The sequence below is a fragment of the Bacillus sp. WC2507 genome (genome assembly GCF_052656125.1).
Window position 1 is genome coordinate 5,250,728 of sequence record NZ_JBQXPN010000001.1, and the last position, 25,469, is coordinate 5,276,196.

Genomic DNA, 25,469 nt, shown 5'->3' on the forward strand with positions numbered 1-25,469 from the left:
ATAACAAGGAGGAAATTTATGAAAAAAGAAATACCTTTTGGAATAGCAATAATCCCTATTATTATTACAGTTGCAGTTATGATGGTTACAATTGTTGTATTAGAACAAAGCCCTCACGTCCCACTTATTATCGGTACAACCGTTGCTTCTATCGTCGCTTGGCGTTACGGTTACAAATGGAACGACATTGAAGAATCAATGTATAAAGGAATTCGCCTCGCATTACCCGCTATCGTTATCATTATTCTAGTAGGTTTAACGATCGGTGCTTGGATTGGCGGCGGAATCGTCGCAACAATGATTTATTACGGGTTAAATCTTTTAACTCCATCACTATTTTTAGTTTCAATTACAATTATTTGTTCTATTGTTGCATTAGCGATTGGTAGCTCTTGGTCTACAATGGGAACAATTGGTGTTGCAGGAATGGGAATTGGCCTAAGTATGGGAATCCCAGCTCCAATGGTTGCCGGTGCTATCATTTCCGGTTCTTATTTCGGCGATAAAATGTCACCGCTTTCAGACACGACAAACTTAGCCGCAGGATTAACAAATACAGATTTATTCACACATATTCGTCATATGTTATTTACTACAATTCCAGGTTTAATTATTACTCTTATCGTTTATGCGCTCTTAGGAAGAAGCTTTGGCGCTAACAATATTGATGCAAAAAGTATCGATCAAACGTTACAAGTATTACAACAAAATTTTGTTATTTCACCCTTCCTATTAATTATACCTGTAATCGTAATGGTATTGGTTGCTAAAAAGGTTCCAGCTATACCAGCTATTCTCGTAGGTATTATTTTAGGATTTTTATCACAAGTCTTTATTCAAGGTGGTTCTGTCTCATCAGCTGTCGGCGCACTCCAAAGTGGATTTGTTATAGAAACTGGAAATAAGCTAGTAGACGAACTCTTTAATCGTGGTGGTTTAAGCTCTATGATGAATACGGTCTCTATGACAATTGTCGCTATGACCTTCGGAGGAGTACTAGAGCATACTGGCATTCTTCGCGCAATTGTAAATCAAATTTTGAAATTAGCGAAGTCATCAAAAGGACTTATCGCTTCTACTATTGCTTCGTGCTTTGCGACAAACCTTACTTGCTCTGAACAATATATCTCGATTGTTGTTCCTTCAAGAATGTACGCAAATGCATACACAGAAAAAGGACTGCATTCTAAAAATTTATCCAGAGCATTAGAAGATGGCGGAACATTAACTTCTGTCTTCGTACCTTGGAATACATGTGGTGTATTTATTCTCGCAACACTTGGAGTTGGTGCATTCGAATATGCTCCTTATGCTATATTGAATTTCATCGTACCTATTATCTCAATCCTTTACGGCATAACTGGTCTCACAATTACGAAACTATCAGACATTGAAAAAGCAGAACTACTAAAAAAACAAAAGGCTCAATTAGAAGCTTAAAGATAACGGTAAATTCAGTTCGTATATTGCGCGAGGGCGTCCTTGTTGATAAGGCATTTCCTCGCCGCAAATATGAACATACCCATAATCAACTAGTTTCTTTAATAACCTTTCTGTTGATCGGCGAGTCACTTGTAAGTATTCAGAAAGATCTGCTGCTGTAAACTTCAATGACGGATGTGATTGACTAAATTGAATAATTTTTGATAAGTTTGCTGGACTAAGTTTCGTTTCCTTCGCTATTTTCATTAGCTCCGGGTTATCATTCTTCAAACTTTGTACTCTCTGTTCTTTCGGGAACGGACCAAATAGTTCTTTATCACTTGTTAGTATATAAAAACAGTGGTCTATTGGATTATTCTTCGCGAAACCTTGAGCGATTTTAGCATTTTGCTCTGCTTCCTTCACAGTTTTTCCGTAACCAAATCCAATAGCTATCGTTCCTTCTATACTCGCAAATAAATCATTTATCATATTTGTTTTTATAATCGATTCAATATCACCACGAGTCGTATACAAAATGAACGTCATTTCATCAACTTTTTTAAATGAACCACGTAGTTCTTTTGAAATGACATCTAATTGCTCAAGCAAACCTTCTCGTAATTCTAAAGAAGAAATCATGCAAGCACCAACAGTAGCTGAATGGCTTTTTGCTAACTCAGCTTTTATTTTCGCATCTTTTAACCCATGTATAATGGATTGCTTCGGATCTATCATACGCTCTGAAGGAATACCTATTTTTTGAAGTTCATCATAGACAGCGTGAATGCTAGTTAAAGCTAAATGAGCCTCTCCAGATTGGTATTTAGCTACATGAAAATCAATAACTCTCTTTATTTCATCTTTACTCCACAGCATATTTTCATAATCAAACACTTGTGGATTTTCTTTTATACCGATATCATGGAACACATTTGTAATGAATGAGCGGTCTACTAAATCAATTGAAATTTTATGTGGTTGAATACGTTGGTGATACATGACAGAAAGAATAGAAGATGCGACAGTTGTCTCGTCTTGCTGTAAGTACGTACTTGGAATTCGTAATTGTTCTCTTATTTCTTTTGCCATATAATAAGGTAAAGCACCTGAGAAAAAGATGAAATCACAAGGCTTTAAACGCTTCAATAGTTCAGAAGATTCTGCCGGATGAAGGTAAATATATGGATCAATGTCTATTTCTTCTAGTTTATGAGCGATAGGTAAAAGTGTCTCCATAAACTCTTTTGAACCGACAACTGCAATTTTTATCATCATTTTCTCTAACTCCTTATCATTAATTAACGACTATTTAACGTCAACTATATCAAATGTACAAAACCATTGTAAACAGGAAGGGGTCTTTATTCAATGAAAATTACAGCTATTCATCTTTACGCGATTCGTTTACCGCTTCGCGATCCGTTTGTTATTAGTTATGGTTCTTATTCTGATATGCCTTCTATTATCGTCAAAATGGAAACAGACGAAGGCATTATCGGTTACGGTGAAGGCGTTGCTGATGATCACGTTACAGGCGAATCATGGGAAAGTACTTTCCATACTTTAAAACATACACTGGCTCCTGCACTCATCGGGCAAAATCCAATGACTATCGAGAAAATACACGATATGATGGATAACACAATTTACGGTGTTCCTACTGCGAAGGCTGCAATTGATATCGCTTGTTTCGATATAATGGGTAAAAAACTAAATCAACCTGTATATCAATTAATTGGCGGACGATACCATGAAGAATTCCCTGTCACTCACGTCTTAAGTATCGCAGACCCAGAAGACATGGCTGAAGAAGCTGCTTCTATGATTCAGAAAGGTTACCAATCTTTCAAAATGAAAGTCGGTACAAATGTAAAAGAAGATGTAAAACGAATTGAAGCAGTACGTGAACGTGTAGGAAATGATATTGCGATTCGCGTTGATGTAAACCAAGGGTGGAAAAATAGCGCAAACACATTAACGGCACTTCGTTCATTAGGACATGTAAACATCGACTGGATTGAACAGCCTGTTATAGCGGACGATATTGACGCAATGGCTCATATTCGTTCTAAAACAGACCTTCCGCTTATGATTGATGAAGGATTAAAAAGTTCTCGTGAAATGCGCCAAATCATTAAATTAGACGCTACTGATAAAGTGAACATAAAACTAATGAAATGCGGCGGCATATATCCCGCTGTAAAACTCGCTCATCAAGCAGAAATGGCAGGCATTGAGTGCCAAGTTGGATCCATGGTCGAATCATCTGTTGCCTCTTCCGCAGGATTCCATGTCGCTTTCTCAAAAAAAATCATTACAAGCGTAGAACTTACAGGACCATTAAAATTCACGAAAGACATTGGTAACTTACATTACGACGTGCCATTCATTCGCTTAAACGAAAAACCAGGACTAGGCATTGAAATAAACGAAGATACATTACAAGAACTAACCGTCTTTCAAGATGTTGTACGCTAAAGGAGGGCTCATACATGACAGTTCTATATGAAGGTGCATTAAAACAAAATAACGAATCATTTCATGTTACATTACTATCACTAGAGCACATCGAACAAATTTTATCACTACAAAACATCGTAGTTGAAGCACTAGAAGATAAAAGTCGTTTACAACCACTCTCACAAGAAGAATTTCAATACATTCTAGAAGGAAACGGCATGATGATCGGTGCTTTTATAAAAAACGAACTCATCGCATTTCGCGCCCTACTCGTCCCTCCTATCGACGACGAACATTTAGGACTTGATATTGGCCTATCAGAAAGCGAACTACACCGCGTCATCTATCAAGAAATCTCAAACGTTCATCCGAACTGCCGAGGAAATGGGATGCAAAAAATATTAGCAAACGTCATCATGGACGAATTACAAAAAGAAGATGGCAAATACGATTACGTTTGCTGCACAGTTGCGCCTTTTAACATTCCGAGTTTAAAAGATAAGTTTGCGCAAGGGATGGAAATTGCTGCGCTGAAAGAGAAATACGGCGGGAGTATGCGGTATGTTTTTGTGAAGGAATTGCGCGGGGATAAAGAAAGAGATTGGACGGATGTTCAGCGTATTCTAATGAGTGATGCTAGTGGACAGCAGGCGTTGCTTTCGGAAGGGTATCGTGGGTATGAGATGGAGAAAACAGACGATACTTTCATTGTGAAGTTTGGACGATAATTTACATGCAAGAAAAGGAAGGGGTATCCCTTCCTTTTTATTTTCTCCTCGCTGAACAGTTCTTTGGTACATGAAATTATATCAACGATTTTTCAAATATATCTATCGTAACTCAAAATATATCAACGATTCGACAAGGAATATCGATTTACCGACAAAAATCGATATTCCTTACTAAACCGTCATCTTCCAACTCGATAACGCTAACCAATTCTCCATTTCCTTATAATCAGGCATTATCTTCCCGACAAGACGCCAAAAAGAGCGATCATGATTTAAATGAACCATATGACACATTTCATGAACGACTACATAGTCAATTACTCGCTGTGGTGCCATTGCTAACTTCCAATTGAATGTTAGCTGTAAATTTGAATCACAAGTTCCCCAAGTACGACTACTATCTGTAATACGAATAGAACGTGGTTTTGTTTTGAAATTACTTTGATGCGCTTTAATACTCTTCTCTACTAAAGTTTTACACTGCTTATAATAAAATCGTTTTAAAGCTTGCTGTATTTTCTCATCCTTAAGCTCTTTCACATAAATATGTAGCTTATTCCCTTCAAACACTGCATTGTCTTGCGTAATACTTGCATCTTGAGAAATTTGTATTGGATACGTATTCCCTAAGTACAGAAAACCCTCGCCTTGATCATAATCCTTTTCCTGTGGTCCAAGCGCTCGTTCCTGCATTTCCTGACGTGTTTTCTGAATCCACTCCCATTTCTCCTCTAACAATTGGACTAAGTATTCAACAGGCGTTCCTTTTGGAGCCTGCACTTCCACATTTCCGTACGAATCTACAAAAAGACGCACCGATTTTTTCTTTTTATAAGTTATATGAAAATTAATTGTCTCACCTAAATATGTATGTACCATTTCATCACCTAGCATAGTATTTTTACAAATAAAAAAGAGTAGGATACGAACATCCTACTCTACCTATTATATCATTTACTGCTTTAACGAACTCATTATCCTCTATACTTTACACCTAATCCCTTAATGAAATTCCTTGCGTATCTATCGCCGCACTCTTTGTAATTTTTATGACCTTTTTTTCTTAATAGAGCGCCTAACTCTCCTTTTGTTACCGTAACACCTACGCTATCTAATATATCAAGTACATCCTCACTCGTTAATGATAGTGCAATTTTCATTTTCTTTAGAAGAAGGTTATTAGCACTCTCTTTGCTTTGTACAGGTGCCGGTTGTCCTGGTTTCGGATCTTGTTTCCCTCTTTTTAAAGTAATAAATCCATTTAAAAATGCCTCTAACATCATCATATCGCATGTTAATACGTACTCATCTTCGATTACATCATCATTTTCAGCTTCATGCTGAGGAGCTCTCTTTATTTTTGTAAGCATATCAACTACGTCTTCTTTCGTTACTTCCATACCACCAAGTTTAAAGATTTCTACCATATCTATATCTCTTATATCTAAAGCGTACCTTACTCTTTTTAATATATCGTTGTTGCTCATTGCCATTGTTTTGCCTCCTGAAATGTTGATTATAATAATGCTTTTAGCATGTGTAAATGAATGTCGTTAAGTTACTACTTTAACATTTTAGAGGGCGGTTTTGTAGTCTTAGGTGGATTAATGGTTGTGGGGATGATTTTATTTATTATTAAGAGATACTTCTAATAACGAATTTATTTTATTAGAAATTAAGAAAGATCCTATCGATAGAAACGCCTTCAATCAAATTTAATACTGTAAAAGGTATTTTAGTTGGTAGTGGGATAGCTCCTTCCTTTGAGGATGATATTAATAAAGCAAAAAAGGATGGGGATTTACTATTAATTAACTCACTTAAAAATGGACTAACCTGATATAGGTTAGTCCATTTCTTTTTATGCAGCTCTAATTTAATTGGCAGCTCAAACGTGAATGTTACGTAAAATTCAGGCGAAATATATTGATTATATTTACTTAAGTTTTACTTTTTATTTGTGGTACAGTTCACCGTAACTAATCTAAATGAGGTTATTATTCATTATTTTCATAATTAAATTTAACAAAAAAGGTCGTGCCTTCCGATCCTGTTTGAATTTCTATTTTTGCATTATGACGGGCAGCAATGGCATAACATATGCCTAGCCCCAATCCAGTTCCATTATCTTTTGTCGTGTAAAATGGAGTACCCAGTTTCTCTAATACTTCAGGCCTGATACCTTCTCCTTGATCCCGCACTGCAAGCACCACACAATTTCGACCTTCTTTGTAGGTGCTAATGGTTAGAGCTTTTTCTGTGCCCATCGCTTCTAAGCCATTACGATATAGGTTTATTAATAATTGCCGTATCTCATTACGATTTAAAAGTAATTCCGGAATGTCATTTGTATCGACTTGAATATATTTATTTTGATTATACGTATCAATCTTTATTAAAGGAATAATATCGCGGATAATTGAATTTAAATCTAACATCTGCAAATCTGATTTCTTTGTATTACCCATTGAGAGAAATTCAGTAATAATAGAATTGGCACGGTCAAGTTCTTCAATCATTAAATTAAAGTGCTTATTATGTTTCTCATAGGTTGGCTCTTCTTTTAATAACTGCAAAAATCCTCGTACTGTTGTCATTGGATTTCTAATCTCATGGCTGATGCCTGCTGCCATTTGCCCTATTAAATCTAGGTTCGATAACCTTTTCAATTCCTGCTCATATTGCTTTTTTTCCGTTATGTTTTTAAAAATACAACAAATACCATCATCATACGGGTATGCAATAACTTCGTGCCAATATTCATCAGAGGTAGAAAAAAATTCGAAACAAACTGTAGTTCGCTCTGACATTGCACGATGAAGTTCCTTATACATAACTTCGTCAACGCTACTCGGGAAAATCCCCCATATATTCTTGCCTAATACATCTTTTGCTGTTTTTCTTTGTGGAAAATATTGATGCTTATTTACGTACGTAAATGCCCATGTATTATTCAAAGTAAAAAATCCATCCGTAATACTTTCAATCACACTTGTAACTTTTTCATTAGCAACAGCCAGTTCTCTCGTTCGCTCTTCCACCATGCTTTCAAGTCGATCCATATATAACAAGTTGGAAAATGTAGGCGCTGTGGCATCAACGATAGATTTTGCCAGTTGCATTTGGGAATTATCATAATTGTGAGCTTTTCCCTCTTTGCCAACGACGATTACCCCTAATACTTCTCCCATTGAAACCAATGGAATCATCAGTAGACCCTTACAATCTATTTTTTTTGTTTGAATAACCTCTTGGATCTTCGCTTCATAGCTTTTCTCCATCCAATCCGCTTCTGTCCAATCACAGTCCTTGCTTAACTTCGTTGTTTTAATCGTGGTTTTGTCTAGCGGGTCTAAAAGGTGGGCAGCCATGTTTTTACTCTCTAAAATCTGTCCTAAGTAAAGAAAACATTTATCAAAACTCTCCTGTATCGAGGAACACATTGATAAATCACGGGTAACATTTAGTAACAGCTGCTTCTCGGCAATAAGGTTTTCCTTTTGAGTTAAATTATTTGCGTTTTGAATTGCGACCGCGGCCATATTTACATAAGCTTCAACACTTTGAATTTCTGAATTTGTTAAGTTCATTGGAACTCCATAATCAAATAAAAAAACCAGACCAAATAACTCTTGCCCAAATGAGATAGGTAGAGCTAATAAGGACTTAATTTTGAACGCAGCAACTGGTCTCGAATCCGGCCGATCATCCTTTGATGTATCAGGGATATAAATGGTTTTTTTTGTTTCAATAACTTCTTTTGCTAGTAAGTCTATTTCAGGATCGATTACCTGAGTATCGAGCGTTACGCCATTTATTGTCTCTGGTTTTCCTGCAAACCCTCTAAATGTTCCATCTTCCTGGGGTAAATAAATTCCAACAGCGTTGCACTTAACTCCTCTGATATAGCCATTGTTACACGCTGCAATACTTCACGTAGTTCTAATTTTGTATTTATGATTTTTGTTATATTCGCGAGCCTAGAATATCTCGCCTGATCACTTAACATTCACATGGCCTCCAATTATAGGCATAATAAAATAAACATGATACTATCATTGAAAATCAAGACCAACCATTTTCGATTTTCTCCTGTATTCTTTTCTTACCCTTGTTCGACATAGAATACCGCCCTTACTTATAATACGGTTCACCTTAATTAAAATGAAACAGTGTAACTTTCAAAAGTTACACTGTTTCACTACCCCCATCTTTATTAACACTCGCCTCAAACTTATCAAGTAATGCACGCACTTCATCCGTCGACTTCGTGCTCATCAATTGATTTCTCAATTCAGCAGCTCCAGGGAAGCCTTTCACATAAATTTTGAAGAAACGGTGAAGCCCTGTGATGGAGCGTGGTAGTACTTCTGCATATTGATCTTGAAGATCAAGTTGTAGTCTTAAAAGATCAAGGTGTTCTTTACTGCTATGCTCTCTTGGCTCTTTTTCAAAAGCAAATGGATTTTTAAAGATGCCTCGTCCAATCATTACGCCATCAATACCGTATTTTTCAGCAAGTTCCAGCCCCATTTTACGATCAAGGATGTCTCCATTGATTGTTATTAGCGTATTTGGTGCAATGCGGTCACGTAATTTTTTTATTTCCGGAATTAGTTCCCAGTGCGCATCTACTTGGCTCATTTCTTCTCTTGTACGTAAGTGAATAGAAAGGTTTGCAATATCTTGTTTGAAAATGTGCGTTAACCAATCTTCCCACTCGCTTAACTCTTTAAAGCCAAGTCGTGTTTTTACGCTGACAGGTAGTCCGCCCGCTTTTGCTGCTTGGATAAGTTCTGCCGCAACGTCTGGACGTAGAATAAGGCCACTCCCTTTTCCTCTTGATGCAACGTTCGGTACAGGGCATCCCATATTAATATCGATACCTTTAAATCCTAGCTCTGCCACACCAATACTCATTTGGCGGAAGTATTCAGGGTTATCTCCCCAAATATGTGCCACGATCGGTTGCTCATCTTCTTTGAAAATTAAACGGCCACGTACACTTTTCATACCTTCTGGATGACAATAGCTATCCGAGTTTGTGAACTCTGTGAAGAATACGTCTGGGCTACCAGCTTCACTTACTACGTGACGAAAAACAACGTCTGTCACATCTTCCATTGGTGCAAGTACGAAAAATGGTCGTGGTAAATCACGCCAAAAATTATCTATCATTTCAAATTCAAATCCTCTCACTATGAATACAATTTCAAACTCTCAATTTATAATTTGTGAAAATCAGCAATATTTATTTTAACTAAAATCGCTTATAAATGGTATTTTTGTAAACCAAAAAGCAGATGGTATAGATTCTCCTATATCAACTGCTTTTCTATTATACCAACTTAAGCCAAGCTACACACTCAACATGAGTCGTATGCGGGAACATATCAACAGGCTGTACTTCCTGCGTTTTATATCCGCCTTCTTCTAGTACTTTTAAGTCACGTGCTAATGTTGCTGGGTTACATGATACGTATACGACGCGTTTTGGTTTCATGTCGATGATTGTGTTTAGTAGTGCATCATCACAACCTTTACGCGGTGGATCTACGACCATTGTATCGGCGATTATGCCTTCTTTGTACCATTTTGGAATGACTACTTCTGCTTCTCCTACGCCAAACTCAGCGTTTGTCATGTTGTTTAGTGCTGCATTTCGGTTTGCGTCTTCGATTGCTTCTGGGACGATTTCAACGCCGTACACTTTTTTCGCTTTTTGCGCTAGGAATAGGGAAATTGATCCAATTCCACAATAGGCATCAATTACTGTTTCGTTGCCATCTAGTTTTGCATATTCTAACGTTTTATCGTATAACACTTTCGTTTGTTCTGGGTTTACTTGATAGAATGAACGTGCTGAAATTGCAAATTTAATGTCACCGATAAAGTCATAAATGTATTCTGATCCGTACAGTACTGTCGTTGTGTCTCCGAAGATTACGTTTGTACGTTTCGTGTTTACGTTTTGAACAATCGATTTTACTTCTGGGAATTTCGCAGCAATTTCTTCAATGATTGCTTTTTTGTTTGGTAATTCTGCTGTACGAGTAATGAAGACAAGCATGATTTCCCCTGTTACTTGTCCGTAACGAGCCATTACGTGACGAAGTGTTCCTTTATTACGCTCTTCGTTGTATGCCGAAATACCGTGCTTCTCACAAATACGTTTCACTTCTTGAATTAATGTATCGTTTTCTTCAGCCTGAATTAAGCAAGATTCCATATTAATGATGTCATGCGTTCCTTGGCGATAGAAACCAGCTACAAGTCCGCCTTCACGTTCTCCGATTGGTACTTGTGCTTTATTGCGGTATACCCACGGGTTTTTCATGCCAAGTACAGGATGAACAGGAACATCACCTAGTCCTCCGATGCGTTGCATAACGTCGCGTACTTGTTTTTCTTTCGCTTGTAATTGTCCTTCATATGTTAAGTGCTGAAGCTGACAACCGCCGCACTGATTGTACACTGGGCATTCTGCATCTTTACGATATGGGCTCTCTGTATGAAGCTTCATTAAACGACCGAATGCGAAGTTTTTCTTCACTTTAATAATTTTAATTTGTGCTTCTTCACCTGGTAATCCGTTTTTAACGAAAATAGGATAGCCTTTTACTTTCGCAACACCGGCACCATCATGTGTTAAATCTTCAAACACTACATCTATAAATTCGTTTTTTTCAACTGGTGGCGTCATTTTTGTACTCATTTTCCGACCTCTCTTTTTCATAACACTGCGTTACATTTTATCATACTTATACGGTCTATTTCTATCGGAAGAAAAAAAGCTATTGACGATAGTTCTCTGTTAATGTTACGCTACTACTAATTTAATACGGACGATGTTACCTCATATATACTCGATAATATGGATCGAGAGTTTCTACCCGGCAACCTTAAATTGCTGGACTATGGGGAAAACTAATGAATATTAGCCTATGTGCAAAAAAGGACTCATATTGATTAGCTTTCTCTCATAGATGAAAGTGAATCCATATGGGTCTTTTTTTATTTTTATTTTTCTAAAAGGTCAGACATCTTACGTATGACATAAAACCTCTTTGTTTTATTTTTAGTAATATAACGAGCGTTTTATGTACAAACTTTATACGAACTTCTGAAAGGGGCAACTACATGCAATATGTAATGAGCATTATCGGTATTCTTGTCGTTTTAGGTTTATGCTTTGCTTTGTCAAACAACAAAAGTAAAATCAACTTCCGTGCAATTGCTATTATGATTGGTTTCCAAATTTTAATCGGTTGGTTTATGTTTGGCACAAAAATTGGTCAACAAATTATCATCTTCATTAGTAAAGTTTTCAACAAACTAATTAAACTTGGTACGACAGGTGTCGATTTTCTCTTTAATGGAATTCAAAGAGATTTTGTCTTTTTCTTAAATGTATTATTAATTATCGTATTTTTCTCAGCATTACTTTCTATCTTTAGTTATTTAGGTGTTTTACCATTCATCGTCCGCGTTGTCGGCGGTGCAATTTCAAAAATTACCGGTTTACCACGCGTCGAGTCATTCCACGCAGTAAACTCTGTATTCTTCGGTTCAAGTGAAGCGTTAATCGTTATTAAAAATGATTTACAGCATTTTAACAAAAATCGTATGTTTATCATTTGTTGTTCTGCGATGAGCTCCGTTTCTGCTTCTGTTACAGCATCATACGTAATGATGTTAGATGCGAAATATGTACTAGCAGCTCTTCCATTAAACTTATTCTCAAGCTTAATCGTTTGTTCGTTATTAACACCCGTTGATACGAAGAAAGAAGATGAAGTGATTCAAAAATTTGATAGAACTTTATTCGGAGACAGCTTTATCGGCGCAATGATTAACGGTGCGCTTGATGGTTTAAAAGTAGCTGGTATCGTTGCTGCATTAATGATCGCCTTCATCGGTGTGATGGAAGTTGTAAACTACGTAATTAGCGCAGCTTCAGGTGCAATGGGATATGCTGTTACTTTACAACAAATCTTCGGTTATATACTTGCTCCATTCGCATTCTTAATGGGTATTCCGACTCAAGATATTATCCCAGCTGGTGGTATTATGGGTACAAAGATTGTTTTAAACGAATTTGTAGCAATCCTTGATTTAAAAGGTGTTGCATCAACATTATCTCCACGTACAGTCGGAATCGTTACAGTATTCTTAATTAGCTTCGCAAGTATTAGCCAAATTGGTGCGATCGTTGGTACAATCCGTGCCCTTTCTGAAAAACAAGGAAGCGTCGTATCAAAATTTGGTTGGAAAATGCTATTTGCATCAACACTTGCTTCTATTTTATCTGCGACAATTGCTGGATTGTTTATTTAATAAAAACTCCACCTTACTTCTCCTTTTTCTAAAGGAAGTTTAGGTGGAGTTTTTTCATCTTCTAAATGTATTTTTATGTAAATCTCACCAGAAAAAAATAAGGTATTTTTTCCGAAATATTCCAAAAGTGTATTCCCCTATATATTCTATAGTGATATGATGGACAAGGGTATAATTCAAATTTTTAAAACCAAAAATTTGAATTATTGTCACTTATAAGAACGATGGTTTCATGACATAAGTGATGATAATTAAAACACAATAGAAGGATGATAGAATGAAAAAGTATACATATATCGCTTTACTTTCTTCTGCTATTCTCGTAGGTTGTAACACTAGTAGCTCTAGTGATAAACAAATAAAAGAAGCAACGGCGAAACAAACAGTTGAACAGAAAAAAGCGAAAGCAGTTGAAATTCCTTTAACACAAGGAGTTATTACATGGGATCCGTATGAATATAACGCACAAAACACCACGCTTTATACCAAAGATTTAAGGGATTCATTCAAACAAGTACGTTACAATATTTGGCGTACTGCTGATGGTCCTGAAAGCAAACAAACTTTTACTTCACAAGAAAAAGATCGTGACTTTGCCCTCCCACTACATTTAAAATCATTTCATTTAAAACGTGGCGAATTTCAAATTGAAACAGTAGGAATCAAAGAAGATCATACTGAAACAAATCTAGTAACATCTAAAATTACATTCCAGCAACATGTACCCGTATTAATGTACCATGCGATTGAAAAATACCCTGGACCAAGTGATGGGGATTACGGCTTATACGTACCACCTGAGCAATTCGAAAAGCATATGCAATATTTGAAAGATAACGGTTATACGATGCTTACGTTTGAACGTTGGAATGATATAAATCGTGTAAATAAACCTATTTTTGTAACGATGGATGATGGTCGAAAAAATAATATGAATGCTCTTCATATTTTACAAAAATTAAAGGATGATAGATTCCAACCTACTGCTACTGAATTTCTTACTGCAAATGAGATAGACAAACCAAATCGTCTATCAACAGATGAGATAAAACAAATGATGGATTCAGGCATTTTTTCTATTCAATCGCATACTGCTAATCATACGATGATGGCTCATTCAAGTAATTATGATGAGGAATTACGTAGTTCGAAAGAAAAAATCGAAGCCCTTACTGGTAAAAAAGTCATTGCTCTCGCCTATCCAGTAGGTTCTTATAATGATCCAGCTGTTGAAGAAACAAAAAAACATTATGAATTCGCAGTAACTACTGATCATGGTAATCACATTACAAAAGGGATGCCAAACGAACAGTACTTAATTAAACGCCATTTTGTAGGGCCTAATACATCTATGGAAAAATTCATATCTCTTATAAAGTAAACTTTACTAAAAGACGAAAGAATATTTCTATCGAAAGGCACTAACCTATCTCATAATTAAAAATGATATGCTGAACAAGGGTATGTCCCCACCTCTCTTACAGCGGTGGGGATTTTAAATACGTATGCAACATAATACACAATAGAAGGTGATTTTATGAGAAAATACGCAGCAATCGCTTTATGTACGTCTGCCATTTTAGCTGGCTGTAACAGTAGCAATGTAAGTCCTGAACCTAAAAAAGAGAAAAAGGTTCAAGAGACTAAGAAACAAGAAGTGACCGTACAAGAACAAGGTAAAATTTCTTATCATCCAATTACACACGAATCTACAAACACTACTATTCATATGACAGATATAAAGGATACTTTAAGTGAGGTACAATATAAAATTTGGCGCACAGCTGATGGGAAGGAAAGTGCTAAATCTTTTTCTTCTAAAGAAAAGGAGAAACAATTTACACTTCCTTTTGATATAAAAGAATTTGAAGGAAAACGCGGTGAGTTCCAAATTGAAGCAATAGGAATGAAAGAAGATGGGAAAATCATTCCACTCACAAAAGCTGCTATTACTTTCGAACAAAAGGTTCCCGTTCTTATGTACCATGCACTCGATGATTATCACGGACAAGGCATTAAAGATTTATTCGTATCACCCGCTAACTTTGAAGCCCAAATGAAATATTTAAAGGAAAACGGCTATACATTACTAACTTTTGAACGCTGGGGCGATATTAATAAGGTGAATAAACCTATCTTTGTTACATTTGATGACGGTATGAAAAATAATATGAATGCATTTCATATTTTGCAAAAGCTAAAAGACGATACGTTTAAACCAACAGCAACAGAATATATGATTGTTAATAATGTCGATGCTGACGGATCTCTTTCTACATCCGACATAAAAGAAATGGTTGATTCGGGTATTTTCTCCATGCAATCTCATACTGCAACACATGCAGACTTACCGAAGATTACAAACTATGAAGAAGAATTAAAGGAATCGAAAGAAAAGCTAGAAAAAATAACAGGTAAGCCTGTTATCGCAGTTGCTTATCCATTCGGTCATGTAGATGATAAAGTCGTTGCAGAAACGAAGAAGTATTATCAATTTGCGACGACAACAAAGCCCGGAAAGTTCATTACGAAAGGTGAACCCGATGAGCTGTTAAAAATGAAGCGTGTTCGCATACACAATACGACGACAGTAGAACAATTTGCTTCTTCGATTAAATAACGATCAGAGCTCAATATATTTTGAGCTCTCTTTTTACGCTATATTTATATATATTTTTTGAATTTTCTTGTATTATATATAGTAAGAAATCTTTCAAATTAAAGGAGATTATACATATGTCATTTGAACAAACGTTAGAGAAATATGCTGCTCTTGCAGTCAATGTTGGTGTTAATATTCAACCAGGACAAACATTATCAATTAGTGCACCTCTTGAAGCTGTACAATTTGTACGCCTCGTTACAGAGAAAGCATATAAATCTGGTGCAAAACACGTATATGTTGATTGGAATGATGAAACGTTAACACGCTTAAAGTTCGATCTAGCTCCTGAAGAAGCATTCTCTGAATTCCCTTCTTGGAAAGCACACGCTCGTGAAGAATTAGCAAAAGAAGGCGCTGCATTTATGTCTATTTATGCAGAAAATCCTGATTTATTAAAAGGTGTAGATTCAACGCGTATTGCAGCTGCTCATAAAGTAGCCGGTGAAGCAATGAAAGTATATCGTGATTACGTACAAGCTGATAAAGTAAGCTGGTGTGTCATTTCTGTTCCTACGAAAGAATGGGCTGCGAAAGTATTCCCTGACGTTGCACCAGAAGAACAAGAAGCAAAACTATGGGATGCTATCTTTAAAGCGACTCGCGCTGATTTAGAAAATCCTGTAGAAGCATGGAAAGAACACGATGAAACGTTACATACAAAAGTTGATTACTTAAACGAAAAACATTATAAAGCTCTTCACTATACGGGTCCTGGAACAGATTTAACAATCGAACTTCCAGAAAAACATGTATGGGCTGGTGCTGGTAGCTTAAATGAAAAGAACGTACCATTTATGGCGAACATTCCAACTGAAGAAGTATTTACAATGCCGCTTAAAACAGGTGTAAACGGCCAAGTATCTAGTACAAAACCGTTAGCATTTGCAGGTAACATTATCGATAACTTCACGTTAACATTTGAAAACGGACGTATCGTAGACTATAAAGCTGAAACTGGTGAAGAGGCTTTAAAACATTTAGTAGAAACAGATGAAGGTTCTCACTTCTTAGGAGAAGTGGCTTTAGTACCTCATGACTCACCAATTTCAAACACAAATATTTTATTCTACAATACGCTATTTGACGAAAACGCATCTTGCCATCTTGCAATCGGAAGTGCTTATGCATTCAACTTAGTTGGCGGAAAAACAATGTCTAAAGAAGAACTTGCTGAAAACGGAGCAAATACTAGTATTACACACAACGACTTCATGATCGGATCAGCTGAGCTTGATATCGATGGTATTACAGATGACGGAAGACATGAACCAATCTTCCGTAAAGGTAACTGGGCATTTTAATAAAAAGCAAAAGGCTATCTCCCGCACCGGAAGATAGCCTTTTATGATGCCGATGAAACCTTAAGTCCAATTACTCCTAAAACAATAAAAAGAATACAAAATGCTTGGAATAAGCTAATGTGCTCTTTAAAAAAATACACGCTAATGATTGTAATAAGTAATGTTCCTACACCAGACCAAATGGCATAAGCGATACTTAAATGAATTTTTTTGACAACGATTGCAAATACGCTGAAACAAATTCCATAAAATACGAAAATAAGTACACTTGGAACGAGCTTTGTTAAACCGTTTGATAATTTCATCGCAATTGTTCCAGCTACTTCAAAAACAATTGTTACGAGTAATAATAGCCAATATATCATACTAGAGTCTCCTTCTCTGTTACCTTATAGAGATTCTAGTATACTACTTATAGTCCTAATGAAATATATTTAATTTCTAAATATTCCTCGATACCGAAATGGCCTCCTTCACGGCCAATACCGCTTTCTTTAAAGCCACCGAACGGCGCTTGTGCAACCGATGGAAGTCCATCATTTAAACCGATAATTCCGTACTCTAACGCTTCGCTAATTTGGAATGCTTGGCTAATATCCTTCGTAAAAATATATGCAGCTAAACCGTATGGCGTATTGTTCGCACGCTCAATTACTTCTTCAACCGTTTTAAATTTCGCAACAGGTGCAACTGGACCAAATGTTTCTTCATTCATACAAAGCATCGTATCATTCGCCAACCCAATTACAGTTGGTTGCATAAAGTGTCCGTCTAGCTCTGCAACCTTTTGGCCACCATATAAAACTGTTCCACCCTTTTGAATAGCATCTTCGATATGTTCTTGTACTTTCGAAACTGCATTCTCGTCAATAAGTGGTCCTACAGTCGTTCCGTCACCGAAACCGTCTCCTACTTTCAACTGCCCTACTGCCTTTTGGAACTTCTCTACAAACACTTCATACACTTCTTCCTGAACAAATACTCGGTTTGTACATATACACGTTTGTCCTGCATTACGGAATTTCGAACCAATTACCGCTTCTACCGCTTTATCTAAATCCGCATCATTCATAACAATAAACGGTGCGTGACCACCTAACTCAAGTGAAACTTTTTTCATCGTTTGTGCAGCACTAGCCATTAATTCTTTCCCAATTTCCGTTGATCCTGTAAAGGAAACTTTTCGAACACGTCCATCTTCCATCCACGTATCAGCAATTGCTTTCGCACTACCTGTTACAATGTTTATTACACCTTTAGGAATGTCCGCTTCATGGGCTAATTCAGCTAATTTTAACGCAGTTAACGGCGTTTGACTTGCAGGTTTTACAACCGCTGTACATCCTGCTGCAAGTGCCGGGGCTACCTTTCTCGTAATCATAGCAGCCGGGAAGTTCCAAGGTGTAATAGCTGCCATCACTCCAACTGGTTGCTTCATAACTAAAATACGTTTATTTGGATGAGAAGCCGGAATCATTTCACCATATACGCGTTTTCCTTCTTCTGCATACCATTCAACAAAGCTATTTGCATAATTTACTTCACCAAGCGCTTCTAGAAACGGCTTTCCTTGTTCTCTCGTCATGATCGCTGCAATCTCTTCTTTATTTTCATCGATAAGTGTGAACCATTTTTTTAATTTCGTTGCACGGTCTGCTGCTGTTAACTTAGACCATGATTGAAAAGCTTCATGTGCAGCATCAACAGCTTGCTTTGCCTCTGTTACCCCGCCCTTTGGTACCGTCGCAAATATTTCCTTCGTTGCTGGATTATTTACTTCGATTTGTTCTTGCAATGTAATCCACTCACCATTTATATACATCGCCTTTTTCTCTACATTTACAAACGTCGCTTTTTTATCCAATGTTCTCTTCCTCCTCTATAAGTTTCTTTATTTTCCTCGTGGCAGCAGATTGACTTATTTTTAAAAACTCCGCTACTTTATAACTCGATCCATATGTTTTATATGCTTTCAAAATAATATTACGTTCCACTTCTTCTAACATTTTATAGAGACTTTGGCCGGACTGTTCAACCGTTGATTCTTGCATCGCTATTGGCAAATCTTCTATCGTAACGATATCATCAGCAGTTATAACAATTCGCTCAATCACATTTTCAATTTCTCTATTATTTCCTTCCCATGGGTAACCAACAAACATTTGTAATGTACTAGGTGCTAATTTTACATTCCGGCCATATTTCTCGTTAAAGTGCTGTAAATAATGATAAATGAGCGGCAAAATATCTTCTGCTCTTTCCCGAAGTGGCGGAATTAAAATTGGAATGACATTCAGACGATAATATAAATCTTTCCGGAATGTTCCTTGTTTCACCATCATACTTAAATCTCGATTTGTTGCCGCTACAATTCTAACGTCCACCTTTTTTAATTCTCTTCCGCCTATAGGGCGAAACGTTTTTTCTTGCAACACTTGCAAAAGCTTCGCTTGAATTTCGAGCGGCATTTCGCCAATTTCATCTAAGAAAAGAGTTCCTCTATGCGCTGATTCTAATAGTCCCTTTTTCCCTTCACGATTCGCACCTGTAAAAGATCCACCTGAGTATCCAAAAAGCTCTGATTCAATTAAATTCGTTGGCAATGCCGCACAATTAATTTCATAGAAACTTTCATTCTTCCTGTTACTCACTTCATGTAAATGACGTACTAATCGACTCTTCCCTACTCCTGTCTCACCTAAAACGAGAACTGTACTATCTACCACGGATACTTTCTTGATTGTCTCGACTATTTTTTGCATAGCGATACTTTTAAAAATAAGTCCTTCATGTTCATATGTTTCTCTTAATTCTTTTTTATATGTTTTTAACTGATTATCCATTTCCTCTACCTTTTGACGTAATTGGTAGAGTTCTGTAAGATCACGAGAATAACTAATTACTCTTCTTAAATTTCCCGCATTATCAAAAACAGGCCTTGTACGAACGTGTAAATACTCTCCTGATTTTGTCGTTTGAACGAGTTCAATCGGTCTCTTTTTTTCAATTACTTCTAACGTTGCCGATGGATAAAAGATACCATCCTTCTGCAATTCTTTCACATGCTTACCTACTAACTCTTTAGCACCTAGTTGATAATGCCTTTCACATGTACTATTTACACGCACAACGATTCCCTTTTCATCAGTCACAAAAATTTCGTCAAACGCATATTCAAATACATCTTGTAAATCCATTAACACTCGTTCCTTTTCTCCAACCATCCTAGCCACCCCTAACTTCCAATCCATCGATTCACTTCACTACCTTTATTATAAAGTGAATTTTCTGCATTTTATATAGAGTCAGCTAGAATGTTTGCGATTTATTATTTAGCTTTTAAACACGAGCAGTATTTGCTTTCTCATAACAGACTTGCAGTGATTCTTCAATTATTGTTAATCCTTCTTCAAGTTGCTCATCTGTAATAACTAATGGCATTAACACACGAATAACATTACCATATGTCCCTGCTGATAGTAGAAGTAATCCGCGTTTGTTTGCTTCTGCGCACAAATTAGCTGTTAACGTTTTATCAGGTGCTTTCGTCTTCCGATCTTGAACGAGCTCAAATGCACACATCGCTCCTAAACCACGCACATCACCGATGCAATTATATTTATTTTTCATCTCTTCGAATCGGTTCATTACGACTTTTCCTAATTCTATCGCTCTATCATTTAAATTCTCTCTTTCTATTACATCAAGTACTGCTAACGCTGCCGCACATCCTAGTGGGCTTCCTGCATACGTTCCACCAAGCTCTCCCGGCGCAGATTCATTCATAATTTCCTTGCGCCCAATAACACCACTAATTGGTACACCAGCGCCTAATGATTTAGATACCGTAATTAAATCTGGAACGACATCATAATGATCAATGGCAAAGTATTTTCCTGTACGGCTAAATCCTGTTTGAATTTCATCCGCTACAAATAAGATGCCGTGTTCTGAACAAATATTGCGTACTTCTTGAACAAACTTCTTACTTGGAACGATAAATCCACCTTCCCCTTGAACAGGTTCCATTACAACAGCTGCAATTGTTTCTGGTGCTACTTCTGATATGAAGAAATTCTTAAACTCTTCAATCATAAAGTCATCGTACTGCTCTTCCGTTAATCCTTCTGGACGGCGATATTCGTACGGAAACGGCGCTTTATATACCTCTGGAGCGAATGGGCCAAATCCAAATTTATATGGCTTTACTTTACTTGTCATCGTCATTGTCATTAATGTACGCCCATGGAACCCTTTAGAAAATGCGATAATACCAGGTCTTTTTGTATATTTACGAGCGATTTTCACCGCATTTTCAACCGCTTCTGCACCACTATTTAAAAATAGTACTTGCTTATCAAAACTTCCTGGCGCTAATGCCGCAAGTTTTTCTGCTAATTCAATATATGGCTCATACATCATGACATTAAATCCAGTATGAATGTATTGATCTACTTGTTTATGGAGCGCTTCTTTAACAGCTGGATGACAATGTCCTACGTTAATTGTTCCGATTGCTCCCGCGAAATCAATGTACTGATTGCCATCAACATCTGTTACAAGAGCACCATTTGCAGATTGTACAAACGTTAGGATGCCGTTACTTACCCCTTTTGGTACTATATTTTGGCGGCGTTCTAATAAAGACGCTGCTTTCGGTCCAGGAATTTGTTCATTTACTTTAGCAAATTTTTTTGTGTTCATTACGTACCCCATCCTTTTCTTTACATTGTTTTCTCTTTTCATTGCAAAATGTATGCCAATATTCTTTTCCAGCATTCATCCTACATGCCTTCTATGTCGACATAAAAAATAAGTCTATAAAGACTCATCAAGAGTCCTTATAGACTTATTTTCCTTACACATTAGACTTTCCTTGTTTCCAAATGAACTCACCCGAATGAGAAATAAACTCCCCAACAGATTGTACTACTAAATCAGCAAGTGGTTCTAACGTTTGACGATCTCCTGTACCAGATAGTACTCCAATCGCATAGCAATCGCCGCCATTTCTCGCTAAATATAAATCAGTTGGTGTATCTCCAACGACGGCTACTTCACATGCTTTTAAATGAAACTTCTCACAAAAAGATTCTATAATTCTTTTATCTGGTTTTTGTGCCGGAAACGTATCTGAAGCTACAACATAATCAAAAAAAGACTCTAATTGATACTGTTTTAAAAACAATTCTGTCGGTGCAAAATCATCGGCTGTAACAACACCTAAAATAAATCCTCTATCCTTTAAACCTTGTAAAATTCTCGGTAAATCCGTTGTCATTTTCATATAGGAACGGTGTTCATACATAAGAGAAAATAACTTTTCACTTACCCACTCATGCATCTCCTCTTCCATAGATGACGTAATATACTTGCAAAGTCCCTTTGCAACATCAAGGCTTGTTCCTGCCGCTATTGCGCTACGAGGATTCACAAACACCCCATCCACGCCGATTTCTTTTAGTAAAGTAGGCTGCATTGACCTTGGCAGTTGATATAAATTGATACATTCCGCCACAAGTTCTTCAGCTACTTTTATCCAAATTGAATGAAAATCCATTAATGTCCCATCTTTATCAAATAGTATTGCTTTTACCTTCTCCATAGCATCCTACCTCTCGTTTCTTATCTCCTCCAGTGTATCAATAAAGTATGGATATAAAATAAACGAATTGTAAAAATACCATAAAAATCAAACTAACTTCCAATTTACAATTCCTCTATATAATAAAAAGGATGCCTTTACAGGGCATCCTCTTGTTGTTCAGGAACAAATAGTTCAAGACAATGATATATATTTTCGAATTCCATCGGTGCATCTCCACCGTATTCACCATCTAAGTTAATCATTAGTTTATCTGGTGAATGCACTTTAATTCGATTTGCTTGTGTGTATAACACTTTTGGATTGTTAATATGTTCACCACGCTGCGCTTGTGTTGCTGCTTTAATTAAGTCAGCGATAGAACCTTTTTTCAGTACTAATAAATCAAATAAACCATCATTAATCGATGCATATGGTGCTACTTTTTCAAAGCCGCCCACTGAACGAGTATTCGTAATTAAAAACATCGTAATTTCTTCTTGTAGTAATTTTCCATCATACTCAATTTCAACATATGTTGGATGTAATGACGGTAACATTTCAATACCTTTTAAATAATAAGCAAGTTGTCCTAATACTGTCTTTAGCTTACTTGGTACTTCATATGTTAATTCTGTGATACGGCCGCCACCAGCGATATTAATGAAATATGTATCATTTGCTCTACCAAGATCTAACGGAACTGTTTTTCCTTCACAAATAATATCCGCAGCCTCTTCAATAGCACGAGGTACACCGATCGCACGCGCAAAATCATTTGTCGTTCCAACTGGAATAATTCCAAACTTTGGACGATGTTCATGTCCTACTAAACCGTTCACCACTTCATTTAATGTACCATCACCACCAGCTGCGATAACAACATCAAACTTACGATCCGCAGCTTGCCTAGCTGCCACAGTCGCATCTCCAGGACCAGTTGTCGCATGACAAGACGCTTCATATCCAGCTTGTTCTAATTTTTGTAATACTTCCGGTAAGCTCTTCTTAAATAGCTCGCGCCCAGAAGTAGGATTATAAATAATTCTTGCTCGTTTCATCATTTATTAGCACAGGAAATTTCTTTATATATCAAAAAGAACATACCGAACTTCTATTCAGTATTCCTATGCCTACCTCCTCTCATCTTCCTATCCTTCTTTTATCCCGCTCAAACAGGCAGTAAGAACCCGATTCGTGTAGTCCATCAAAAGTAAATATTCATTTCAATGGTTTTGTTTTATTTGACAAAAAATTTATGTCTATCTATTTCCTCACAACAATTTACATATAACGAATAATAATTATCTATTATTTCATGAGATGAAAAAAAACCTCTATGTCTAGATTTATCATTATTCCCACCTTTTTGCAACTATCATACCATAGTTGCTATACAAACATTTTTCCACTTTTGACAGTTAATCAAACGTTTGTTTAAACGATTTTGTCTCATTTAAACAAACGTTTGATTAACCTAGAAAAACACCCATGTACGGGTGTTTTTCTGCTTAATCTTTAAAAGTTACTACTATTTTATCGCTTATTAATCTCTTCAAGTAAGATTTTGTTAACAAGCGGTGGATTTGCTTGTCCTTTTGTAGCTTTCATAATTTGACCAACTAAGAAGCCAATTGCACGGTCTTTACCGTTTTTAAAGTCTTCGATAGATTGCTCATTATTATCAAGAATTTCTGTTACAACCTTACGAAGTGTACCTTCGTCAGAAATTTGAACAAGACCTTTTGCTTTAACGATTTCTTCTGGGTCTCCACCTTTTTCAATTAATTCGTTAAATACTTTCTTCGCGATTTTAGAAGAAATTGTACCTTTTTCAATTAATTGAACCATTTTAGATAGACCAGCAGGCGTTAGTGCAACGTCTTTTAATTCTTTTTGTTGTTTGTTTAAGTATGCAAGCACTTCACCCATTAACCAGTTTGATGTTAATTTCGCATCAGCACCGTCTGCAATTGCAGCTTCAAAGAAATCAGACATTTCTTTCGTTAATGTTAATACGTGTGCATCATAAGCAGGTAAGCCAATTTCTGCAACGTAGCGAGCTTTACGTGCATCTGGAAGTTCTGGAATCGAAGCACGAATTTCTTCTTTCCACTCATCATCGATGTAAAGTTCAACTAAGTCTGGCTCTGGGAAGTAACGGTAATCGTCAGATCCTTCTTTCACACGCATTAAGATTGTTTTCTTCGTTGCTTCATCATAACGACGTGTTTCTTGTTGGATGATACCACCAGATAATAATTCTTTTTCTTGGCGCACTTGCTCATGCTCAAGACCTTTTTGCACGTAAGTGAAAGAGTTTAAGTTTTTCAGTTCTGCTTTTGTACCGAATTTCTCTTGTCCAACAGGACGAAGTGAAATATTCGCATCACAACGAAGAGAACCTTCTTCCATCTTACAATCAGATACGCCAGTGTATTGAATGATTGATTTTAACTTCTCTAAGTATGCATATGCTTCTTCCGGAGTACGCATATCTGGCTCAGATACGATCTCGATTAAAGGCATACCTTGACGATTGTAATCTACTAATGAACCATCAGCTGTATGCGTTGATTTACCAGCATCTTCTTCTAAATGAAGACGTGTAATACCGATACGTTTCTTTTTACCATCTACTTCGATTTCAATCCAACCATTTTCACCAATTGGCTTATCAAATTGAGAAATTTGGTAAGCTTTCGGATTATCTGGGTAGAAATAGTTTTTACGGTCGAACTTCGTTTCCGTTGCGATTTCACAGTTTAATGCCATTGCAGCTTTCATTGCAAAGTTAACTGCTTCTTTATTTAAAGTAGGAAGTACCCCTGGGTATCCTAAGTCAATTACACTTGTTTGTGTATTTGGCTCCGCTCCGAATTCTGTTGGACTCGCAGAGAAAATTTTCGAATTTGTTTTTAACTCAACGTGAACCTCTAAACCAATAATTGTTTCTAAATTCATCT

General features: G+C 36.7%; 20 protein-coding genes, 1 pseudogene and 1 riboswitch. Of the genes and pseudogenes, 7 read left to right on the top strand and 14 right to left on the bottom strand.

Going from position 1 to position 25,469, the window contains the following annotated elements; translation table 11 throughout:
- Nucleotides 1–18 precede the first annotated feature (18 nt).
- Nucleotides 19–1,440 carry a Na+/H+ antiporter NhaC gene (gene nhaC, locus ACUN28_RS27550; protein ID WP_016089516.1) on the top strand — a complete coding sequence of 474 codons (1,422 nt, stop codon included), beginning with the start codon at nucleotides 19–21 and terminating at the stop codon, nucleotides 1,438–1,440.
- Here the strand turns inward: nhaC and ACUN28_RS27555 are convergent.
- On the bottom strand, nucleotides 1,429–2,700 hold the full coding sequence (locus ACUN28_RS27555) for a hypothetical protein (RefSeq protein ID WP_016089517.1): 1,272 nt from the start codon (nucleotides 2,698–2,700) through the stop codon (nucleotides 1,429–1,431). The genes nhaC and ACUN28_RS27555 overlap by 12 nt on opposite strands.
- 93 nt (nucleotides 2,701–2,793) lie before the next feature.
- Here ACUN28_RS27555 and ACUN28_RS27560 point away from each other — a divergent pair, with 93 nt between their 5' ends.
- Together ACUN28_RS27560 and ACUN28_RS27565 are read left to right on the top strand one after the other, a co-directional pair.
- Nucleotides 2,794–3,903 (top strand): mandelate racemase/muconate lactonizing enzyme family protein, encoded by a 1,110-nt coding sequence (locus ACUN28_RS27560; protein WP_016089518.1) that lies wholly within the window; start codon nucleotides 2,794–2,796, stop codon nucleotides 3,901–3,903.
- 14 nt (nucleotides 3,904–3,917) lie between these two features.
- On the top strand, nucleotides 3,918–4,613 hold the full coding sequence (locus tag ACUN28_RS27565; protein ID WP_016089519.1) for a hypothetical protein: 696 nt from the start codon (nucleotides 3,918–3,920) through the stop codon (nucleotides 4,611–4,613).
- Between the two features lie 174 nt (nucleotides 4,614–4,787).
- On the opposite strand, the gene ACUN28_RS27570 is transcribed toward ACUN28_RS27565, so the two are convergent.
- The 5 genes and pseudogenes from ACUN28_RS27570 to rlmD form a co-directional block, all read right to left on the bottom strand.
- Nucleotides 4,788–5,495: a M48 family metallopeptidase gene (locus tag ACUN28_RS27570; RefSeq protein WP_016089520.1), complete on the bottom strand. Its 708-nt coding sequence runs from the start codon at nucleotides 5,493–5,495 to the stop codon at nucleotides 4,788–4,790.
- Nucleotides 5,496–5,590: 95 nt separating this feature from the next.
- Nucleotides 5,591–6,109: a YehS family protein gene (locus ACUN28_RS27575; protein ID WP_016089521.1), complete on the bottom strand. Its 519-nt coding sequence runs from the start codon at nucleotides 6,107–6,109 to the stop codon at nucleotides 5,591–5,593.
- Nucleotides 6,110–6,613: 504 nt separating this feature from the next.
- Nucleotides 6,614–8,625: pseudogene (locus ACUN28_RS27580) on the bottom strand (GAF domain-containing sensor histidine kinase).
- A 179-nt stretch (nucleotides 8,626–8,804) separates the two neighbouring features.
- Complete coding sequence (locus ACUN28_RS27585; RefSeq protein ID WP_016089523.1) at nucleotides 8,805–9,794, bottom strand: tRNA dihydrouridine synthase; 990 nt, start codon at nucleotides 9,792–9,794, stop codon at nucleotides 8,805–8,807.
- 160 nt (nucleotides 9,795–9,954) lie between these two features.
- A complete protein-coding gene (gene rlmD, locus ACUN28_RS27590) occupies nucleotides 9,955–11,331 on the bottom strand; it encodes a 23S rRNA (uracil(1939)-C(5))-methyltransferase RlmD (protein ID WP_016089524.1) in 1,377 nt (458 codons plus the stop codon).
- A gap of 121 nt (nucleotides 11,332–11,452) precedes the next feature.
- Nucleotides 11,453–11,554: riboswitch (purine riboswitch) on the top strand.
- Nucleotides 11,555–11,756: 202 nt separating this feature from the next.
- On the opposite strand from rlmD, the gene ACUN28_RS27595 reads away from it, so the two are divergent.
- Nucleotides 11,757–12,953 (top strand): NupC/NupG family nucleoside CNT transporter, encoded by a 1,197-nt coding sequence (locus tag ACUN28_RS27595; RefSeq protein WP_016089525.1) that lies wholly within the window; start codon nucleotides 11,757–11,759, stop codon nucleotides 12,951–12,953.
- Here the strand turns inward: ACUN28_RS27595 and ACUN28_RS27600 are convergent.
- Nucleotides 12,950–13,078 carry a hypothetical protein gene (locus ACUN28_RS27600; protein ID WP_255290085.1) on the bottom strand — a complete coding sequence of 43 codons (129 nt, stop codon included), beginning with the start codon at nucleotides 13,076–13,078 and terminating at the stop codon, nucleotides 12,950–12,952. The genes ACUN28_RS27595 and ACUN28_RS27600 overlap by 4 nt on opposite strands.
- Nucleotides 13,079–13,230: 152 nt before the next feature.
- Here ACUN28_RS27600 and ACUN28_RS27605 point away from each other — a divergent pair, with 152 nt between their 5' ends.
- The 3 genes from ACUN28_RS27605 (at nucleotide 13,231) to ACUN28_RS27615 (ending at nucleotide 16,919) form a co-directional block, all read left to right on the top strand.
- A complete protein-coding gene (locus ACUN28_RS27605; RefSeq protein WP_016089526.1) occupies nucleotides 13,231–14,334 on the top strand; it encodes a polysaccharide deacetylase family protein in 1,104 nt (367 codons plus the stop codon).
- Between the two features lie 156 nt (nucleotides 14,335–14,490).
- Nucleotides 14,491–15,573, top strand: coding sequence for a polysaccharide deacetylase family protein (locus ACUN28_RS27610; protein ID WP_016089527.1), 1,083 nt, complete (start codon nucleotides 14,491–14,493; stop codon nucleotides 15,571–15,573).
- 116 nt (nucleotides 15,574–15,689) lie between these two features.
- Nucleotides 15,690–16,919: an aminopeptidase gene (locus ACUN28_RS27615; RefSeq protein WP_016089528.1), complete on the top strand. Its 1,230-nt coding sequence runs from the start codon at nucleotides 15,690–15,692 to the stop codon at nucleotides 16,917–16,919.
- Between the two features lie 41 nt (nucleotides 16,920–16,960).
- Here the strand turns inward: ACUN28_RS27615 and ACUN28_RS27620 are convergent, their stop codons facing one another.
- From ACUN28_RS27620 to gatB, 7 genes are all read right to left on the bottom strand, one after another.
- Entirely contained in the window at nucleotides 16,961–17,284 is a 324-nt protein-coding gene (locus ACUN28_RS27620; RefSeq protein WP_016089529.1) for a DMT family transporter, read from the bottom strand.
- Between the two features lie 47 nt (nucleotides 17,285–17,331).
- A complete protein-coding gene (gabD, locus tag ACUN28_RS27625) occupies nucleotides 17,332–18,783 on the bottom strand; it encodes an NADP-dependent succinate-semialdehyde dehydrogenase (protein ID WP_016089530.1) in 1,452 nt (483 codons plus the stop codon).
- The gene (locus ACUN28_RS27630) at nucleotides 18,776–20,143 is read right to left on the bottom strand and encodes a sigma-54 interaction domain-containing protein (RefSeq protein WP_016089531.1); all 1,368 of its coding nucleotides are present in this window, start codon (nucleotides 20,141–20,143) and stop codon (nucleotides 18,776–18,778) included. The genes gabD and ACUN28_RS27630 overlap by 8 nt, the downstream gene beginning before the upstream one ends.
- 115 nt (nucleotides 20,144–20,258) lie before the next feature.
- Nucleotides 20,259–21,623 carry a 4-aminobutyrate--2-oxoglutarate transaminase gene (gene gabT, locus ACUN28_RS27635; protein ID WP_033660245.1) on the bottom strand — a complete coding sequence of 455 codons (1,365 nt, stop codon included), beginning with the start codon at nucleotides 21,621–21,623 and terminating at the stop codon, nucleotides 20,259–20,261.
- Between the two features lie 154 nt (nucleotides 21,624–21,777).
- Nucleotides 21,778–22,524, bottom strand: coding sequence for an HAD family hydrolase (locus ACUN28_RS27640; protein ID WP_016089533.1), 747 nt, complete (start codon nucleotides 22,522–22,524; stop codon nucleotides 21,778–21,780).
- Nucleotides 22,525–22,661: 137 nt separating this feature from the next.
- Nucleotides 22,662–23,567 carry a diacylglycerol kinase gene (locus ACUN28_RS27645; RefSeq protein WP_000977669.1) on the bottom strand — a complete coding sequence of 302 codons (906 nt, stop codon included), beginning with the start codon at nucleotides 23,565–23,567 and terminating at the stop codon, nucleotides 22,662–22,664.
- 472 nt (nucleotides 23,568–24,039) lie between these two features.
- Nucleotides 24,040–25,467, bottom strand: coding sequence for an Asp-tRNA(Asn)/Glu-tRNA(Gln) amidotransferase subunit GatB (gene gatB, locus ACUN28_RS27650; protein ID WP_001047687.1), 1,428 nt, complete (start codon nucleotides 25,465–25,467; stop codon nucleotides 24,040–24,042).
- Between the last annotated feature and the right edge of the window lie 2 nt (nucleotides 25,468–25,469).

Excerpts from the sequence above, each read along its gene's own strand:
- nhaC (WP_016089516.1), top strand. The coding sequence starts at position 19 with ATGAAAAAAGAAATACCTTTTGGAATAGCAATAATCCCTATTATTATT.
- ACUN28_RS27555 (WP_016089517.1), bottom strand. The coding sequence starts at position 2,700 with ATGATGATAAAAATTGCAGTTGTCGGTTCAAAAGAGTTTATGGAGACA.
- ACUN28_RS27560 (WP_016089518.1), top strand. The coding sequence starts at position 2,794 with ATGAAAATTACAGCTATTCATCTTTACGCGATTCGTTTACCGCTTCGC.
- ACUN28_RS27565 (WP_016089519.1), top strand. The coding sequence starts at position 3,918 with ATGACAGTTCTATATGAAGGTGCATTAAAACAAAATAACGAATCATTT.
- ACUN28_RS27570 (WP_016089520.1), bottom strand. The coding sequence starts at position 5,495 with ATGGTACATACATATTTAGGTGAGACAATTAATTTTCATATAACTTAT.
- ACUN28_RS27575 (WP_016089521.1), bottom strand. The coding sequence starts at position 6,109 with ATGGCAATGAGCAACAACGATATATTAAAAAGAGTAAGGTACGCTTTA.
- ACUN28_RS27585 (WP_016089523.1), bottom strand. The coding sequence starts at position 9,794 with ATGATAGATAATTTTTGGCGTGATTTACCACGACCATTTTTCGTACTT.
- rlmD (WP_016089524.1), bottom strand. The coding sequence starts at position 11,331 with ATGAGTACAAAAATGACGCCACCAGTTGAAAAAAACGAATTTATAGAT.
- ACUN28_RS27595 (WP_016089525.1), top strand. The coding sequence starts at position 11,757 with ATGCAATATGTAATGAGCATTATCGGTATTCTTGTCGTTTTAGGTTTA.
- ACUN28_RS27605 (WP_016089526.1), top strand. The coding sequence starts at position 13,231 with ATGAAAAAGTATACATATATCGCTTTACTTTCTTCTGCTATTCTCGTA.
- ACUN28_RS27610 (WP_016089527.1), top strand. The coding sequence starts at position 14,491 with ATGAGAAAATACGCAGCAATCGCTTTATGTACGTCTGCCATTTTAGCT.
- ACUN28_RS27615 (WP_016089528.1), top strand. The coding sequence starts at position 15,690 with ATGTCATTTGAACAAACGTTAGAGAAATATGCTGCTCTTGCAGTCAAT.
- ACUN28_RS27620 (WP_016089529.1), bottom strand. The coding sequence starts at position 17,284 with ATGATATATTGGCTATTATTACTCGTAACAATTGTTTTTGAAGTAGCT.
- ACUN28_RS27630 (WP_016089531.1), bottom strand. The coding sequence starts at position 20,143 with ATGGTTGGAGAAAAGGAACGAGTGTTAATGGATTTACAAGATGTATTT.
- gabT (WP_033660245.1), bottom strand. The coding sequence starts at position 21,623 with ATGAACACAAAAAAATTTGCTAAAGTAAATGAACAAATTCCTGGACCG.
- ACUN28_RS27640 (WP_016089533.1), bottom strand. The coding sequence starts at position 22,524 with ATGGAGAAGGTAAAAGCAATACTATTTGATAAAGATGGGACATTAATG.
- ACUN28_RS27645 (WP_000977669.1), bottom strand. The coding sequence starts at position 23,567 with ATGATGAAACGAGCAAGAATTATTTATAATCCTACTTCTGGGCGCGAG.
- gatB (WP_001047687.1), bottom strand. The coding sequence starts at position 25,467 with ATGAATTTAGAAACAATTATTGGTTTAGAGGTTCACGTTGAGTTAAAA.